Consider the following 16,549-nt stretch of genomic DNA (forward strand, 5'->3'; position numbering starts at 1 on the left):
CATCGCCGGTACGCTCGCCGTCGTGTCCGGACTCCCCCGGCCGCCGCGGCGGCGAACCCCGCGCTCGCGTTGTGGTACGACGAGCCGGCCACCGACTGGGAGACGCAGTCACTGCCGATCGGAAACGGCGCGCTCGGCGCGAGCGTCTTCGGCGGCATCCAGACCGAACGCCTCCAGTACAACGAGAAGACACTGTGGAACGGCGGTCCGGGCGACGGCCAGTACAACAACGGCAACTGGACCTCGCCCCGCCCCACCGCCATCGACGACGTGCAGGCCCAGCTCGACCGCGACCAGCGGATGGCACCGTCCACTGTGGCGAGCCGGCTGGGCGGACCACGGGCCGGGTTCGGCGCGTACCAGAACTTCGGCGACGCCTACATCGACATGACCGGCACACCCGGCGCGGTCAACGGGTACCGCCGCGAGCTCGACATCGCCGAGGCCACCGCCCGGGTCAGCTACGAGCACGGCGGGGTCACATACCGCCGGGAGTACATCGCCAGCAACCCCCGTAACGTCGTGGTCGCCCGGCTCACCGCGAGCCAGGCCGGGCGGGTGTCGTTCGTGCTGCGGCACACCTCGCCGCACGCCGGCGCGGCGGTCACCGTCGCGGGCGACCGCATCACCGTCCGGGGCACGCTGCCCAACAACCGCATGGTGTACGAGTCGCAGTTCCGCGTCATCACCGACGGTGGCACCCGCACCAGCGGTACCGACCGGATCACCGTCTCCGGCGCCAACAGCGCGACGATCGTCTTCTCCGCCGGCACCAACTACGCCCAGGCGTACCCGAGCTACCGGGGCACCGACCCGCACGACCGCGTCACGGCGGCGGTGGACGGAGCCGCGGCTCAGTCGTGGGACGCGCTGTGGGCCCAGCACGTGACTGACTACAAGGGACTGTTCGACCGGGTGACGCTCGACATCGGACAGCAGATGCCGAACATCCCGACCGACAACCTCCGCTCGGCGTACACCGGCGGCAGCAGCGCCGCGGACCGCGCCCTCGAAGCGCTGTTCTTCCAGTACGGACGGTACCTGCTCATCGCCTCGTCCCGCGCCGGCTCGCTACCGGCCAACCTCCAAGGCGTGTGGAACAACTCCACGAACCCACCCTGGGCCGCCGACTACCACGTCAACATCAACCTCCAGATGAACTACTGGCCCGCCGAGATCACCAACCTCGGTGAGACGACCGCGCCGCTCTTCGACTTCATCGACGGGCTGCGGCCGCCGGGCCGGGTGACCGCGCAGTCGATGTTCGGGGCGCCCGGCTGGGTGGTGCACAACGAGACGACCCCCTTCGGGTACACGGGTGTGCACGACTGGCCGACGTCGTTCTGGTTCCCCGAGGCGGCCGCGTGGCTGTGCCAGCACCTGTACGACCACTACCGGTTCACCAACGACACGGCGTTCCTGCGCGACCGGGCGTACCCGGCGATGAAGGAGGTCGCCGACTTCTGGATGGCCAGCCTGCACACCGACCCGCGGGACGGCAGGCTCGTCGTCTCGCCCAGCTACTCCCCGGAGAACGGTGACTTCACCGCCGGCGCCTCGATGTCCCAACAGATCATCTGGGAGCTGCTGAGCAACACCGTCGCGGCCAGCGCCACGCTTGGCCTCGACGCCGCCGCGCGGGCGCAGTGGCAGTCCACACTGGACCGCCTCGACCCCGGGCTACGGATCGGCTCGTGGGGCCAGCTCCAGGAGTGGAAGGGCGACTGGGACAACCCGGGCGACACGCACCGACACGTCTCGCACCTCTTCGGCCTGCACCCCGGCCGCCAGATCTCCCCGCTGTCCAACCCCTCGTACGCCACCGCGGCCCGGGTCTCGCTCAACGCCCGCGGCGACGGCGGTACCGGCTGGAGCAAGGCGTGGAAGATCAACTTCTGGGCCCGGCTGCAAGACGGCAACCGCGCGCACAAGCTGCTCCGCGAGCAGCTCACCGGCTCCACCCTGGCGAACTTGTGGGACACGCACCCGCCGTTCCAGATCGACGGCAACTTCGGCGCCACCTCGGGCATCGCCGAGATGCTGCTCCAGAGCCAGACCGGCGTCGTCGACGTGCTCCCGGCCCTGCCCGGAGCGTGGGCGAACGGCGCGGTGACCGGGCTGCGCGCCCGCGGCAACGCCACGGTCGACGTCGCCTGGAGTGGCGGCGCGGCCACCCGGATCACGATCGCCGCCGGCAGCACCGGCAACCTGACCGTCCGCAATCCCTTGCTGGCTTCGGCGAACGTGGTCGACCTCACGACCGGGCAGCCGGTGACGCTGACCCGGAACGGTCCACAGGCGACGTTCGCCGCCGTGGCCGGACACCGGTACCAGACGGCGTCCGGGGCGACCCCGCCGCCCACGACCTCTCCCCGCCCACCACCCAGCCACCGACCTCGTCGCAGCGCGTCGAGGCCGAGTCGTACACCTCCCAGTCCGGCACGCAGAACGTCGCGGACGGCAACGCCCACGGCGGCACCCGGGTCGGCTACATCGACAACGGCGACTGGCTGGCGTACGCGTCGGTCAACCCGTCCGGCCGTACCGGCATCACGGCGCGGGTCGCTTCGGGCGGCACCGGCGGCACCATCCAGGTCCGCACGGGCTCGCCGACCGGCCCGCTGCTCGGCACGCTGAACGTCCCGAACACCGGCGGGTACGGCACCTTCGCCGACGTCTCCACGACGCTGAGCGCCGGCTCAGGCCCGCTGTACCTGGTGTTCAACGGCACCGGCACGGGTGGACTGTTCGATGTGGACGACTTCACCCTGACCGGCGGCGGAGGTCCGACCGACCCGCCACCAGCGCCGGTCAACCTGGCACTGGGCAAGCCGGCCACCGCGGACAGCTCCTGCGCCGCGATCGAAGGCCCGGAGAAGGCGGTGAACGGCAGCGTGTCCGGCGGCAACGCCGACAAGTGGTGCTCGGTGGGAGGGTCGAAGTGGTGGCGTGTCGACCTGGGCACGGCGACGACGGTGGGCCGCTTCGTGGTCAAGCACTCCGGCGCGGGTGGCGAGAACGCGGCCTGGAACACCCGTGACTTCGACATCCAGACCAGTGTGGACGGTGCCACGTGGACGACGCGGGTGCAGGCCCGCGCCAACACCGCGAACGTCACGACCCACACGATCGGGCCGGTGAGCGCCAGGTACGTGCGGCTGAACGTGCTGGCGCCCACGAGCAACACCGATATGGCCGCCCGCGTCTACGAGTTCGAGGTGTACGCCTCGTAGCTGTCAGACCGAACGCGTAAACGCGGTCGCGGCGCCCAGCCCGGTCGGTCCACGCAGGGCCGGCACGGGTGGCGCCGCGACCGCGCGGGTGCTCACCGCAGCGGCGGCGGGACGTCGCGGTAGCTGTCCGTGTAGTAGGTGCCCACCCGATCCCGGTACTCGGGCGTGGCGAACGTGTCCTTGTCGTACTCCGGCGAGGACTTGATCTGCTCCTTGGTACGGTCCACGTAGACCTTGCGCTCGACGTGGTCCACGTGCTGGACCGTGCCGGCCGGCAGCAGCACCTTGCGTCCGAAGATCCACGGGCCGGTGTCCACGACGAGGTACGCCTCGCCGACCGCGTAGCTGGCCTCGTCGATCGAGCCGATGCCGCCGTCGGTCGCCTCGACGTCGTAGCCGGCCAGGCTCGCGTGCGCTTCCTCGTCGGCCTCGAGGCTCTCGTCGCGCCGCTTTAGCAGCGTGGGGTCCTGGCCCATCAGCAGTCCCGGATCGCGCCAGGCCCAGGGGATGAAGGGTTGCATCATGACTACCTCCTCAACTTCCCCTTCGAGGTACCCGGCGGCGCGTCAGCCCAACCGTGGGGTGTACCGCACCTGGCCGTACCCGACGACCCCGAGCCCGCGCGGCCCGGGCAGGTCGAGGTAGGGACACTTGTCCACACCCTGCCGCAGGGTCGCCGACTCGTCCCCAGGAGTTATCCACAGGAGTGCACCGGTGCCGATCCACGGCTCCAGGTCGAAGTCGTACCGCTCCACGCCCGACCTCTCCCGCTCCCAGCCCGTCCACAGGCCGTCCTCGACCACCGGGTACGAGTCGCCGCCCCACAGGTTGACAAGCCTCGTACCGGCCGCCGGCCGCCCGAAGTAGCTGATCGCCCAGCCGGTGTGCCGCCCCACGGCCACCTCGGCGATCACCGCGCGCACCTCCGGGGCCGAGCCCAGGATCCGCGGCACCACGAACGGCGCGCCCGGCCCTGGCACCACCGGGAACGGGGTGTACTCCACCGGCTCGGCCAGCCGCATCGCCCCGGTCATCGCCACCCACGTCGGCGGCCGCGTGCGGGGGTGGCGGCGCGCTCCGCTCGGGTACTCCCAGAACCATCCGTCCAGCCCGGCCGTGTCGATCGGCCACCAGACCGGCGCGTCGGTGAACGGGCAGCGCGCGACCGGCACCTCGGGCAGCAGCTCCCGGTAGCGCTCGGTGACCTTCTCGAAGGCGCGCCACAGTGGAGCGGCTTCCAACGCCGGGCGGATCCGTGCCTCGGCGCGCAGCCGCTCACCCTCCTCCAGCAGGAGCGTCCGTTCCCGCACGGGCCCAGCGTGGCAGAGCAGGTGGCACCCGGTACACGGACGGAATCGGGCCATCCGGCGAAGCGTCAGGGCTGGTAGGTAACTATGTAGCGGAGGAATGCCGGCACGGTTACCGTGTGTCGTGCGCATCAACCACCTCGGCCTGCCGGTACGCGACCAGCAGCGGAGCGTCACCTTCTACCAGCGCTACTTCGGCTTCGACCCGGCCACCGCGCAGCGGTACCCCGACGGCACCGTGTTCGTCCGGGACGCCGACGGGTTCGACCTCGCCCTGCACGCCGTCGAGGAGGTCGGGCAGTCGCCGGAGTTCCTGCACTTCGGCTTCCGGCTGCCGGCGCCCGACGACGTCCGCGCGCTGCTAAGGCGGCTGGACGCCGACGGGGTCGAGGTCGTCGAGCGGTACGACGAGCCGGAGTACACCGCGTTCAAGTGCCTCGACCCCGACGGCCACCGCGTGGAGGCCTACTGGGAGCCACCCGCGCGCTAAGCCTGTTTGCCCGCCCGGGCGCCGCGCCGCCGGCACGGGCTTTCACCGCGGCGCCGCCCGGGGCCGGCAGGTCCGGCACGGGCTTTCACCGCAGCGCCGCCCGGGGCCGGCAGGCCCCAGGCAAGGGGCTTTCACGGCGGCGCCGCCCGGGCGCAGCATGTCCGGCGCGGGCTATTCGCGGCGGCGCCGCCCGGGACCGGTCCAGCAAGGGCTTTCGCGGCGCTGCCGCCCCGGGCGGCAGCTTCTCGGGAGCGGGGCCTAGGCCGCCGCGCGGTCGTCCACAGGGCGGCGGCGCCGGTTGACGTCGGCCAGGTACGGGGTCTGCCAGGCGCCGTCGGCCCGGTACAGGTCGGTGCCCGGCGGGACGATCTCGTCGATCCGGTCCAGGGTGGCGTCGTCGAGGGCCAGCGTCGCGCCCTTGAGCAGGCCCTCAAGTTGTTCCATCGTGCGCGGGCCGATGATCACCGAGGTGACCGCCGGGTGGGCCGCGGCGAACGCGACCGCCAGCTCCGGCAGCGTGCACCCCAGGTCCGCGGCGAGCGCCACGAGCTTTTCCACAGCCTCGAACTTGGCGGCGTTCCCAGGAATGGACGGGTCGAAGCGGCCCGGGTTGAGCCGCGCGCGGCCCGTGGTCATGTCGACGGGCTGGTCCTTGCGCACCTTGCCGGAGAGGAAGCCGGAGGCGAGCGGGCTCCAGGTGAGCACGCCCATGCCGTACCGCTGGGCGACCGGCAGCACGGCCGCCTCGATGCCGCGGGCCAGGATCGAGTACGGCGGCTGCTCGGTGCGGAACCGGCCCAGGCCGCGCCGCTCGGACACGTGGTGGGCCTCGACGATCTCCTCGGCGGGGAAGGCCGAGCAGCCGAACGCCCGGATCTTCCCGGCCCGCACCAGGTCGGTGAGCGCCGAGAGGGTCTCCTCCACATCGGTCGTGTGGTCCGGCCGGTGGATCTGGTACACGTCGATCCAGTCGGTGCGCAGGCGGCGCAGGCTCGCCTCGACCTCCTGGACGATCCAGCGGCGCGAGTTGCCACCCATGTTGGGGCCCTCGCCCATCGGGAAGTGCACCTTCGTGGCGAGCACGACGCTGTCCCGCCGGCCCTCCAGCGCCTTGCCGACAATCTCCTCCGACTCGCCGGCGGAGTACATGTCCGCGGTGTCGACGAAGTTGACCCCCTGGTCAAGTGCGGCGTGGATGATCCGGGCCGAGTCGTCGTGGTCGGGGTTGCCCACCGAGCCGAACATCATGGTGCCGAGACAGTGGACACTCACGTGAATACCGGTGCCCCCGAGTACGCGGTAACGCATGATCGTGAGCGTAGGAGTTAGAGAACGCTCGAAGTCAAGCGGCGACGCCCGCCGACGGCTGCGGGGCGCGGGCCGCTTCCACCGGAGCCCGGCGAAGCGCCAGCGGGCGGGCCACGGCGGCGGCGCCGGCCAGCGCGAGCACCGGCATCAGCGCGGTCACCGGGCGCAGGCCGCTCACCGGGTCGGCGGTCATGGAGAGCACGAGCGCGGCCGCCACGGCGCCGAACGCGAGCGGTACCGCCGGCTCGTCCCGCCAGGCCCGCACGCCCACCACCGCGACGAGCGCGACCACCGCGACCACCATGAAGTCGGAGGCGAGCGCTATCCAGGCGAGGACCAGCGCCGGGTCGCCCGCGGCCGTGCTGACCAGGTCGCGGCCGGAGGCGGCGCGCGACCCCAGCGCGACGGCGATAGCGATGGCGCCGGCGAGCGGATACGGCGCCCACGGGTTGCGCGCCCCCCGGTCCAGGCGGGTGGCCCAGGCGGCGAACGCACCGGCGACGACCACCCCGGCGAACGGGTCCAGCGCGGTCGCGAGCAGCACCCCCGAGCCGAACCAGAACGGGCCGCCCCGGGGCGCTCGCTCCTGCCATGGCAGCGCGCACAGTCCTGCCGCGACGGCGAGGGCGGCGAAGGGTTCGAGGAAGTCCGGCCGGGCGAGCGGCACCATCACCGTCGGCACGAGCATGAGCGCGCCGGCGACGAGCCCCGACCGGCCCCAGAGGCGGCTGCCCTGCCAGGCGACGAGCGCCACCGCCGCGCCGTACGCGAGGATCGGCGTCGCGCTCTCCGGCCAGGTCGCGACGATCGGGTCGGCCAGGGCGGGACCGCTGCCGACCGAGGCCTTGCGAATGTTGATATTGCGGAGGACGAGCGACAGCACCAGGTACCCGATGCCAAGGGCGACCCACGCGGTGACCGGCACCCGCGACGGCGTCTCGGGCGGCGGACCCGATGGCGGCGACTCGGTCGCGGTGGACGGGCGGCGGCCGGCGGTGAGGTCGGCGAGGAGGGCGACGGCGGCGAGCACGTACACCGGGTAGTTCGGGGTGTGGTACCGGAAGATCGAGTCGTCGTTGACGATCAGGTTGAGCGCGAGCGTGGTCCCGATCATGCCCACCACCAGCGCGGACAGCTCGCTGCGGAACCGCCACCCGACGCTCAGCAGCGTGGTCAGCAGTACGGCGGTGAGCACCAGGTCGGTGCGGATGTGGTCCCAGTCGCCGGCCACGATGCGCGCGGCGGTCGCCGGCACCGAGGCGGCCACCTCGGCGAGCCCCTTCGTGCCGGTGTTGGCCTCGTATGTGGCGAATGTGGAGAAGCTGCCCGCGTACGAGGCGGTCATCTGGCCCTGTACCCACACAATGGCGCCGGTGGCCGCGACGCCGGCGGCGGCGAACGGCGCCCAGGCGTTCCGCACCTGCCGGTCGCGCACCGCGACGACGAGCCAGGCCAGGGCGGTGCCGACGGTCACCGAGACCGCGAACTGCCTGGTGAACAGCCCGAACCCGAGCAGCACCACGAACGCCACCACGTCGGGCCAGCCGGTGCGGCGGCGCAGCGGCAGCGCGAGCATCGCCGCGGTGGTGAACGCCATCGCGAGCGCCTCGGTGTTCGCGTGCACCGCCCAGTTGGCGGCGAGCCACGGCGTGATCGCGAGCGCGCCGGCGAGCAGCCCCCACCGCGGCCCGAACATGCGGGCGGCGAGGACGGCGAGGCAGGCAACACCCGCCGCGTACGCGACGACGGAGAGCGCCACCATCGACCACGGCCCGAACACCGCGACGAACGGGACAGAGAGTAGCCGGGTCATCACCCGCGGACCGACGGTCGCGGCGTAGTCGCCGGCGAAGTACATCTGGTAGTTCTCGGCGTGGCACCACGGGAGGCTCGACGTGGCACAGTCGATGCCGTCCTTGTCGGCCAGGAACTCGACGGTGCGCCGCACCGCCTCCGGCTCGGAGTCACCCAGCAGCCGGAATGTCCACGCCAGATGGAACGCCGTGTCCGGGCCCCACTGCACCCGGGTCACGATCGTCACGTAGACCGTCGCGACGTACAGCACCGCCAGGAAGAGCCAGCCGAGCAGCGGAAGCGACGTGGCCGGACGCCTCGTCACCGCACGTCCTCTCGCCACCTCGACCGCACGACATCAAGCTATCAAGCCGGCCGATCTGCGGAAACGCCAAGGTGACGGGGATGTTTCGCGCTGATCGGTCATGGTGGAACGTTCTCACGCCCCGCGACTCCACGTGTTTTTGTGGCGACAGAAAGTAGCGTCCGGGTGACCCGGATTGTCGCTTTGTTGGTAGCGTGCCGCCGTGGGGTTCGAGGGACTGATCGAGCACGTGGCCCGCGGCTTCGAGCTGGCCGGCGTCGCGGTGCTGATCGTCGGCCTGGTCTGGTCGGCCGCCGTCGCGGTCCGGCTGTGGCGCCGCGCCGGGGGCCGCCGGGCATACCAGGCGGTGCGCGAGTTCTTCGGCGGCTCGCTCCTGCTCGGGCTCGAAGTGCTGGTCGCCGCCGACCTGATCCGCACCGTCGCGGTAAACCCGACGCTGGAGAGCGTCGCGGTGCTGGGGCTGATCGTGCTGATCCGGACGTTCCTCAGCTTCTCGCTCCAGATCGAGATCGACGGTGTACCCCCGTGGCGCCGCGCCATGACCAGCGGCGCGACGCTGATGGCGCGGGGCGCGTCGCGCGCCAACTCCTCAGCTGACCCCTCTCCTTCTGGCTCCTCTTCTAGCTCCGATTGACGGCATATACCGATCGACGGTACGTTGCTCGGCATGGCAATGCAGGAGCCGACGTTTTTCATCTTGACCGCGCTCGCCGAGGAGCCCCGGCACGGCTACGGCGTGATGCGCGCGGTGGGCGACCTCTCCGAGGGCCGGCTGTCGCTACGCGCCGGCACCCTCTACGCGGCACTCGACCGGCTGACCGAGGACGGGCTGCTCACCGTCGACCGCGAGGAGGCGGTCGACGGCCGGCTGCGCCGCTACTACCGGCTCACCGACGACGGCGCCGCCGCGCTGGAGCGCGAGGTGGCCCGCCTGCGGGCGAACGCGTCTCTGGCCGCCGCCAAGCTGCGCCGCGCCGGGTTCGCCTTCGGCGCGATCGGCTGAACGGGTGGAGACGCGCGGCCCCCTGGAGCGGGCCTACCGCCGGCTGCTGCTCGCCTACCCCCGGCGCTACCGCCGCGAGCGCGGCACCGAGATCCTGACCACGCTGCTCGACGCGGCCCGCCCCGACCAGCGCCGCCCGTCCCCGCGCGACGCCCTCGACCTGGTGCTCGGTGGCCTGCGCCGCCGGCTGGCCATCCCGCGCGGCCCGCTCCCGGCGGCGGCCGCCACCGTGGTCGCGCTGCTGGCCGCGCTCGGCGCCGCCGCCGGCACCGGCTGGCGCGCCGCCGCGCCCGAGCCCGACCCGGGGCGGCCCGCGCGGTGGTCGAGGCCGCGATCCCGCACGAGCCCGCCGGGGATCAAATCACGGACAACCAGCCGCTGTACCTCGCGCCCGGCGCCAACTTCGACCCGGCGTCGGCCTGGGTGGGCTTCTCCTACGCGGTACCGGCCAGCGCGATCCCTTCCGAGGTAGCCGGTGCACGCGAGCGCCTGGTGGCCCAAGGGTGGGAGGCGACCCCGATCCGCGACGACCACGGCCTGGTCTCCTTCTGGGCCGCCCATGGCGAGCACGTCGTGCAGGTCGGCGGCTACCCCGGCGGGACGGAGCCGCTGTGGGCGAACGTGCACGGCCGCGCCCCCGGCTGGTTCACCGCCGTGGTCCTGGCCGCCGCAGCCGCCGGCGCCCTGATCGGCTGGCTGGCGGCGGGATGGACACTGCGCCGCCGACGCCCGGCGGTCACGGTCCTTGGTGGCCTCGGCGTGTTGACCGGCATCCCGGTGCTGCTCTCCGCGACCAACCACGCCGTGGCCGCCGTCGTGACCGGCGGCTGGTCCACGATGGACGCTCTGTTCCCGGCGACCGCCGTGTCCGCGGTCCACCCGCTGGGCATCTTCGCCGCGGCGTGGCTGCTGCTTGCCGCGCTCACCGCCGGCCTGCGCGTCCGGTCATCCCGCGGCGTAAACCCCTGGCCGCTCAGCCTGTGGACGGCGGCGGCCGCGCACCTGGCGTTCGCCGCGGCATGGTGCCTGGTCGTCGGTCTCTATCTGACCCGCCTGGCCGCGAACGGCGGCGACCGCCAAGGCATGCTCGGCGGCGCGTACGACCCGAAGGACCTCGTGCCGTTCGGCAGTGGCCCGATGAACCCGTTCGTCTGGGCGTACGACCTGCTGAGCCTGATGTTCGTGCTCGGCTTCCTGGCCAGCCCCGGCCTGCTCAGCGTATCGGTACCGCTACTGGTGGCCAGCCGCCGCACGGTGGCCGCGGTCTCCGGCCGTGTGGCGTGGCGCGTGCTGCTGGTGGCGGCCGCGACCGCGCTCGCCCTGCCGCTGGCGGTGGCGACGCCGCTGGGCCGCGATGCACTGACGTGGTGGCTGGACTGACGGTCTTTGTTGGCTCACACCAGGATGGCTCCGCTCGCCTCCAGGACTTCGAGCGCGGCGGCGTCGAGGCCACAGTCGCGGGAGAAGGTCGCGCCTTCCAGGCGCGAGGTCAGGATCGCCCGGGACATGAGCTCACCGGTATCGAGCCTGCGTCGGACGATCTCGCCACAGTTAGTGGCATAGAGGAATGACTCCCCGTCCGGATGGGACGTGTATGCGTATGCGCCGAGCGCCAACGGTACCTGCCAGCGTGGTGGCCCTCCCCGCAGCGGCCAACCCTTGATAAGCCTTTCCCGGAAGGTGAGCACCGTGTCGCCCGGTGCGTAAAGTGCCAACCCTTCCCCGTGGCCATGCCGGGCTCCGATGCCCTCTGCCCGCCAGATCAGCACGCCTGCCATGTCGTACAGCAGTGCGGTGTCGCGGTCGTCCAGGCTGCACCACACGGTGTCCCGACCGAAGATCGTTCGTCCACGCGGGACCCGCCAGCGAGCCAACTCCTCCCACCGGCCGGAACCCTCATCATAGCGATCAACGACGATGTCCTCGCCGGCCATCGAAGCGTTGCAGATACCGTGCGTGTCGCCATACATGGAGTGGTAGATCCCCAGCGTCCCTGCTTTCTCCGGCGGGAACGGCAGTACGGCTTCCACCGCCAGATCGGGCAGCCTGTGGACGGCAAGGCGGGCCGGATCGCCCACGAGCATGGCGGGCACGCCCTGCCATCGAATGGGCCACGCACGCCGGATCGGGCCTACGGGCGTCATCTGCCCGGTGCCCGCACTCACGATCGCCTGGTAACGCGCACCGCCATAGAACCGATCACCGCTGAGCGCGAGAATGGTTCGTGACTTCGCGAGGACCAGTCCCGGGCGGGGTGTGGCGAGCTGGCGGGGAGCGCCACTGAGGTCGCCGCCGTCCCATGCGAACAATGCCTGGTCGGTGTCCGCGACGATCGTGCCGTCCTCGGTGACGACGACACCGTCCACACCGATCGGGCTCTCGAGGATCTCCGGGCTGTCGAGCCGCGCGCCGACGAGGCACGCCCCGCGCAGGTCGACCTCGGCGAGGCCGGCCTCTGTGAGATCGGTGTCCCGCAGGTCCGCGCCGGCCAGCGACAGCCTTCCCCGCGGGGGCACGAGCCCGACCAGACGCGCGCCGGCGAGCTTGAGCCGCTCCCCCGGCAGCCCGGCGGCCATAACGCAGTTGGCACCAGCCACACCGGCGCTGGCGCCGACCGGGCCTGTGGCCCGGGCGATCGCGAGCATCCGCTCCGCACCCTCCGGATGCGCCGCGACCATCGACCGCAGGAACCCGGCGACCGTGGGATTGACCCGGGTCTGGCCGAAGGTCTCCGCGAGCCGTGGCATCGCCTCGGTGGTGAAGCCGGACAGCGGCGGCAGCGTGCCATCCGGCCGCCGGTCGGCGAAGTAGGTCGACCAGAGCGCCGGCGCCCCGTCCGCGGAGACCGTGCCCAGCAGGTCGAGGAACGCCCCGCCGAGCACGCCGAGCTCGGCCGCGAACTTGTACGCCACGAACCATTCCAGAAGCGACCGGTGCGCCGGCGTGTACTGGCCGGCCGCGTCGCGGTTGAGCAGCGTCTGGGCCCGCATGTCGTGTTCCCAGTGGTCGAGGTCGCGCTCCGCCGCGACCGCCGCGCCGAAGTAGGCGCGCAGCCGCTCCGGGAACTCCCGGTAGTGCATGCTCAGCGTGCTCGTCGACTCCATCTCCCAGGCAAGCTCGCTCAGGAAGTACACCTTGTCCGCCCGGCTGGTAAAGGTCCGCTCCGCCTTGATGTCCTCGTCGAGCTTGTGCCGGATCGCGTAAAGGTAGACGTGCGACAGGTCGACCGGCCCGCCGGCCCGGATCTCGGGCAGCGCGGTGAGCACGAGGTCGGACATGACCGGGCGGCGAAGCAGGTCGCGCAGGCCGGGATCGCCGGTGACGAGCCTGATCACCTCCACGTCGGCCGTACGCCCGCGGATCATCCGGTCGATCTGCGCGTCGTCCAGCGGCGAGATCTCCACGACGTCGAAGCGGGGCTTCTCACCCTCGGGCGGGGCCGCCGCCGCATGCACCTCGCCGCTGAGCAGGCGGCGTGTCTCGTCGGCGTCCGGGAAGTGCTCGGTACGGCTGCTCAGCAGCACCTTAGTACCGGGGTGGGTGACCTTGGCCAGCTCCCAGAAGTTGGCCACCATGGTCTGCCGGTCGACGCGCGCGGCCATCTCGTCGAAGCCGTCGAAGATCAGCAGGAAGCGCCCGGTGCGGTTGAGGTACTCGAAGACGCGCTCGTTGAGCGCGATGTTGCGTTCGAAGAGGAACTTGGAGACGACGGCCGCCACGTCCGCCGCCTTCGCGTAGTCCCGCAGCGGGATCAGCAGCGGCAGCCGTGGGCGGACCCGGCGCTCCTCGCGCGCCGCCCGCCACAGCTTCGCGAGCTGCCACGCCAGGTGCAGGCTGAACCAGCTCTTGCCGCTGCCGAACTCGCCGAGCACCGACAGGTGCTCCCGCGCCGTGTCGTCCAGCCACCGCTCCGCGTACTTGTCGAGGCCGCCGCTGCCCCACGCGTACTCGCTCGACGTCCCGTCCGGGTCGTCGCGGTGGCAGGAGAGCGGGACGTAGCGGTCGGGCAGGCCGAGGCGCTCCACCTCCTGGTCCAGCCAGTCGACGTACGGCTCGAAGTCCGCCGCCATGTCGACAAGGTCGTCGAACGTCAGGCAGAGCACCGAGCCGTCCTGCTCGGCGGCTCTCTCCGCCGCGGTGCTGATGCGGCGGCGGGCGACAAGCCAGACGCCCTGCGCGCCCTGCCGTGCCTTCTCCGCGAGCGCCCAGGCGACCTGGCCGGCGAGCAGCTCACCGTCCACTCCGATCAGCACGACGCGGCCGAACCGACCTGGGGTGACCGGCGCCTTGACGAGCCAGCCGACCTGTCCGCCGGGCACCTCCAGGCGGTCGAGCACGGGATGGTTCGTGGCGGCGAGCCATTCGACGATGTCCGACTCCAGCCGCTCGAGGGACGTGGCCTCGCGGCGTGCCGGCTCCCGCTCCTGCCGGGCCTCCTCCTCGCTCTGCCGGACCTGCTCGATCCGCCCCAGCCCGGCACGGATGTCCTCCGCGAGCCGGTCGATCTTGCGGTCCGTGACAACCTGCGCGGGATTGCGGGTCCGCGCCACAAGACCCTCGAACACCGGGATGAACCCGTCGATCTCCTCGGCGTCCCGGTTGTGCAGGCGGCCGTACTCGCCCGTCTCCCGGTTGCGCTCGACCGCGTCCCGCACCTCGGCCCGGACCCGGTCCCAGTCGCCGGTGGCGAACGACTTCTCGAACGTGTCCCGCACCCACTCGTCGCCCAGCAACCGCACCACGGCCTCGGGCTTGCCGTCGCAGTAGTCCGCCAGCGCCCGAGCGTAGACGCTGCGAAAGTCGGCCGGCGGCACGTCGCCCGCCAGACCGAGCTTCTTGAGCACGCCGACAACTTCGGGACTGCGAAGCGCGCGCTTCTTCGCCGGGCCGGCAGCCACCGTCAGGAGGGCACGCGCCACCGCCAGGATCGGATCGGTCACCCCTCCGGGATACCACGCCATCCACAGCGGACGGCCGCTGTCCCGCCGCCGTGTCGAAGTCGGCCTTCTGACATCGCCGCCGTTGTGACGGCGCCCCGCCTGCCGCCCACCGCCTTGTGTCCGTCAGCCCTCCGACATCGCCGCCGTTGCGACGGCGCGCAGTGTGCTGCCCGCCGCGTCTCTCAGCCCTCTGACATCAGGGCCGTCGTGACGGCGCACCGCGTGCTGCCCGCCGCCTCCGACATCGCGGCCGTTGTGACGGCGCACCGCGTGCTGCCCGCCGCTACAGCGAAGTCGGCCCCTCTGACATCGTGGCCAGCATGACGGCGCACCGCTTTCTGTATCTGGTCCGGCACGGCGACGCGGTGGACGATGGCGACCTGAGCGACGCCGGTCGCGAGCAGGCCACGCTGCTTGGGCGGCGACTCGCCCGGCTACCGATCGCGGCTGTCCATCATGGACCGCTGCCGCGCGCCGCACAGACCGCCGCACTGATCGCCGATCATCTGCCGGGTGTCCCGGTGCGCAGCGCCGAGGAGGTAGGCGACTACGTGCCACCGGTGCCCGACCCGGCCGCGCTGCCCGAGCCGTACGCCCGCTTCCTCCTCGATGTGACTCCCGCCGAGTACAAGCGCGGCGCCGACCTGGCCGCCGCCGCGATAGCCCGGCATGCGGGCACAGAGGGCCGGTCCCACGAGCCGATCGTCACGCACAGCTTCACGGTCGCGTGGTTCGTGCGGCACTCGCTGGATGCTCCGGCCGCACGGTGGCTCGGCCTGAACGCGGCCAACACCGGCCTCACGACGATCCTCTACCGGCCGGAACGCCCACCCGCGCTGGTGGCATTCAACGACCTGAGCCACCTACCGGAGCGGCTCCGATGGACCGGCTTCGCGCCGGAGGTTCGCGCTGCCTTCGGCGCCTGACGCTCACCCTGCTCAGACCGCCATGAACATCGACGCCCACCATTTGCCGGTCGCGCAGCGGCGATTGCGTGGCCGCGTCCGGGCTGGACCCCACTGGCGCCGGGAGGCAGGTGCCCGCTCACCGTCCACATGCCCGGGGCGACGCGCCGCCCGGGCACTATCCACATGCCCGCGGCCACGCGCCCCGGGCGCTATCCACACCTCGGGCTCCTGTGCGCACTCTTCCCGCTCGCCACCGCCGGTCGCCCGGCGACGGCCCGATCCGCCCCGGCGCGCGCCTCACCAACTCCACCGCCACGCCGATCGCCCTGTCCCGGCTTAAGCTGCGGCACGGGGTTCACCCGCGACCGCGGCGCACCCGCTCCACACCTGGGTCGGCTGCGACGCGGTGACCAGGTGCGTCGTGCCGCTGTCCACACCCGGCGGGGCGCCGACGCCTAACTTGAGGTCGGCTTCACGAACGCGGCGGGCACGCTCCACGGCTCGTCGGCGACCGGCCCGGTGCAGCTGCGGGTGGCCAAGCGCGACAACACGCATTCGCGGAGGGGAACGACTACAGCTGGACGCCCGAACGCGCCGTCGACGGCGTCCGGATCGGCGGCACCGAGCCCTGACCGCGGTCACCCGTGTTGAGGTGAGTAAATGAAAGGTGCCTGTGGTGTGATTGCAGCGTGACGGCTCCAGCCTGGTACCAGGTGGCCGCCGAGCAGGCCGGCGACGGTTCGCTGTTCGCCGCGACCGTGCTCGTCCTGGCCACGATGACGACCGGCGTCGTGACCGGCGTCTTCGGCCTGTACGCGAACACGATCATGCCGGGATTGGGCAAAACGGACGATCGTACCTTCGTCGGCGCGTTCCAGCAGATCGACCGGGCGATCATCAACCCGCTGTTCATGGCGTTCTTCTTCGGGGCGCTCATCCTCACCGGGCTGGCCGGCGCGCTGCATCTCGGCGACGCCGGCCGCCGGGCACTGCCGTGGATCGCGATCGCCTTCGGGCTGTACCTGATCGTCGTGATCATCACGATCGCGGTGAACGTGCCGCTCAACGACGCCATCAAGTCGGCCGGCGACCCCGACCGGATCAACGACCTTGCACAGGTGCGCCGCGACTTCAACGAGGACCGCTGGCGGGCGTTCAACTGGGTGAGGGTGGTGCTGAGTACGAGTTCGTTCGCGCTGCTGTGCGTCGCACTGCTCCAGCACGGACGGCAGGGTTAGGCG

The 16,549-nt window shown here is 71.9% G+C and carries 13 protein-coding genes and 2 pseudogenes; 10 read left to right on the forward strand and 5 right to left on the reverse strand.

Translation table 11 applies throughout. The features are described from left to right. Window positions 1–69: 69 nt before the first annotated feature. From Pflav_RS45295 to Pflav_RS45300, 3 genes and pseudogenes are all read left to right on the forward strand, one after another. Window positions 70–2,274 (forward strand): annotated as a pseudogene (locus Pflav_RS45295) (glycoside hydrolase family 95 protein); the annotation flags it as partial. A gap of 197 nt (window positions 2,275–2,471) precedes the next feature. Further along, window positions 2,472–2,714, forward strand: a pseudogene (locus tag Pflav_RS48640) (carbohydrate-binding protein); the annotation flags it as partial. Window positions 2,715–2,717: 3 nt separating this feature from the next. Further along, a complete protein-coding gene (locus Pflav_RS45300) occupies window positions 2,718–3,233 on the forward strand; it encodes a discoidin domain-containing protein (protein ID WP_232071281.1) in 516 nt (171 codons plus the stop codon). 92 nt (window positions 3,234–3,325) lie between these two features. On the opposite strand, the gene Pflav_RS11945 is transcribed toward Pflav_RS45300, so the two are convergent. Continuing rightward, window positions 3,326–3,754, reverse strand: a complete 429-nt coding sequence (locus Pflav_RS11945; protein ID WP_173042383.1) for a PRC-barrel domain-containing protein — start codon at window positions 3,752–3,754, stop codon at window positions 3,326–3,328. A 45-nt stretch (window positions 3,755–3,799) separates the two neighbouring features. Continuing rightward, on the reverse strand, window positions 3,800–4,543 hold the full coding sequence (locus tag Pflav_RS11950) for a hypothetical protein (protein ID WP_173036214.1): 744 nt from the start codon (window positions 4,541–4,543) through the stop codon (window positions 3,800–3,802). Between the two features lie 121 nt (window positions 4,544–4,664). On the opposite strand from Pflav_RS11950, the gene Pflav_RS11955 reads away from it, so the two are divergent. Then, complete coding sequence (locus Pflav_RS11955; protein ID WP_173036216.1) at window positions 4,665–5,030, forward strand: VOC family protein; 366 nt, start codon at window positions 4,665–4,667, stop codon at window positions 5,028–5,030. A 258-nt stretch (window positions 5,031–5,288) separates the two neighbouring features. Here the strand turns inward: Pflav_RS11955 and Pflav_RS11960 are convergent, their stop codons facing one another. Both Pflav_RS11960 and Pflav_RS11965 read right to left on the reverse strand, forming a co-directional pair. Continuing rightward, entirely contained in the window at window positions 5,289–6,338 is a 1,050-nt protein-coding gene (locus tag Pflav_RS11960; protein ID WP_173036218.1) for an aldo/keto reductase, read from the reverse strand. Between the two features lie 34 nt (window positions 6,339–6,372). Further along, complete coding sequence (locus Pflav_RS11965) at window positions 6,373–8,457, reverse strand: ArnT family glycosyltransferase (RefSeq protein WP_173036220.1); 2,085 nt, start codon at window positions 8,455–8,457, stop codon at window positions 6,373–6,375. A 202-nt stretch (window positions 8,458–8,659) separates the two neighbouring features. Here Pflav_RS11965 and Pflav_RS11970 point away from each other — a divergent pair, with 202 nt between their 5' ends. Genes Pflav_RS11970 through Pflav_RS11985 form a run of 4 tightly spaced genes read left to right on the forward strand, consistent with a single transcriptional unit; the run spans window position 8,660 to window position 10,840 of the window. Then, window positions 8,660–9,091: a DUF1622 domain-containing protein gene (locus Pflav_RS11970; protein WP_173036222.1), complete on the forward strand. Its 432-nt coding sequence runs from the start codon at window positions 8,660–8,662 to the stop codon at window positions 9,089–9,091. A gap of 39 nt (window positions 9,092–9,130) precedes the next feature. Then, entirely contained in the window at window positions 9,131–9,460 is a 330-nt protein-coding gene (locus Pflav_RS11975; RefSeq protein WP_173042384.1) for a PadR family transcriptional regulator, read from the forward strand. Between the two features lie 4 nt (window positions 9,461–9,464). Then, entirely contained in the window at window positions 9,465–9,932 is a 468-nt protein-coding gene (locus Pflav_RS11980) for a hypothetical protein (RefSeq protein WP_173036224.1), read from the forward strand. 20 nt (window positions 9,933–9,952) lie between these two features. Next, the gene (locus Pflav_RS11985) at window positions 9,953–10,840 is read left to right on the forward strand and encodes a hypothetical protein (protein ID WP_173036226.1); all 888 of its coding nucleotides are present in this window, start codon (window positions 9,953–9,955) and stop codon (window positions 10,838–10,840) included. A gap of 14 nt (window positions 10,841–10,854) precedes the next feature. On the opposite strand, the gene Pflav_RS11990 is transcribed toward Pflav_RS11985, so the two are convergent. Next, window positions 10,855–14,400 (reverse strand): NACHT domain-containing protein, encoded by a 3,546-nt coding sequence (locus Pflav_RS11990; protein WP_173036228.1) that lies wholly within the window; start codon window positions 14,398–14,400, stop codon window positions 10,855–10,857. Between the two features lie 320 nt (window positions 14,401–14,720). Here Pflav_RS11990 and Pflav_RS11995 point away from each other — a divergent pair, with 320 nt between their 5' ends. Together Pflav_RS11995 and Pflav_RS12000 are read left to right on the forward strand one after the other, a co-directional pair. Next, a complete protein-coding gene (locus Pflav_RS11995) occupies window positions 14,721–15,326 on the forward strand; it encodes a histidine phosphatase family protein (RefSeq protein ID WP_173036230.1) in 606 nt (201 codons plus the stop codon). A gap of 671 nt (window positions 15,327–15,997) precedes the next feature. After that, a complete protein-coding gene (locus Pflav_RS12000; protein ID WP_232071283.1) occupies window positions 15,998–16,546 on the forward strand; it encodes an anthrone oxygenase family protein in 549 nt (182 codons plus the stop codon). Window positions 16,547–16,549: the final 3 nt, after the last annotated feature.

It is taken from the genome of Phytohabitans flavus (assembly GCF_011764545.1).
GTDB lineage: Bacteria > Actinomycetota > Actinomycetes > Mycobacteriales > Micromonosporaceae > Phytohabitans > Phytohabitans flavus.

Excerpts from the sequence above, each read along its gene's own strand:
- Pflav_RS11995 (WP_173036230.1), top strand. The coding sequence starts at position 14,721 with ATGACGGCGCACCGCTTTCTGTATCTGGTCCGGCACGGCGACGCGGTG.
- Pflav_RS11975 (WP_173042384.1), top strand. The coding sequence starts at position 9,131 with ATGCAGGAGCCGACGTTTTTCATCTTGACCGCGCTCGCCGAGGAGCCC.
- Pflav_RS11945 (WP_173042383.1), bottom strand. The coding sequence starts at position 3,754 with ATGCAACCCTTCATCCCCTGGGCCTGGCGCGATCCGGGACTGCTGATG.
- Pflav_RS11960 (WP_173036218.1), bottom strand. The coding sequence starts at position 6,338 with ATGCGTTACCGCGTACTCGGGGGCACCGGTATTCACGTGAGTGTCCAC.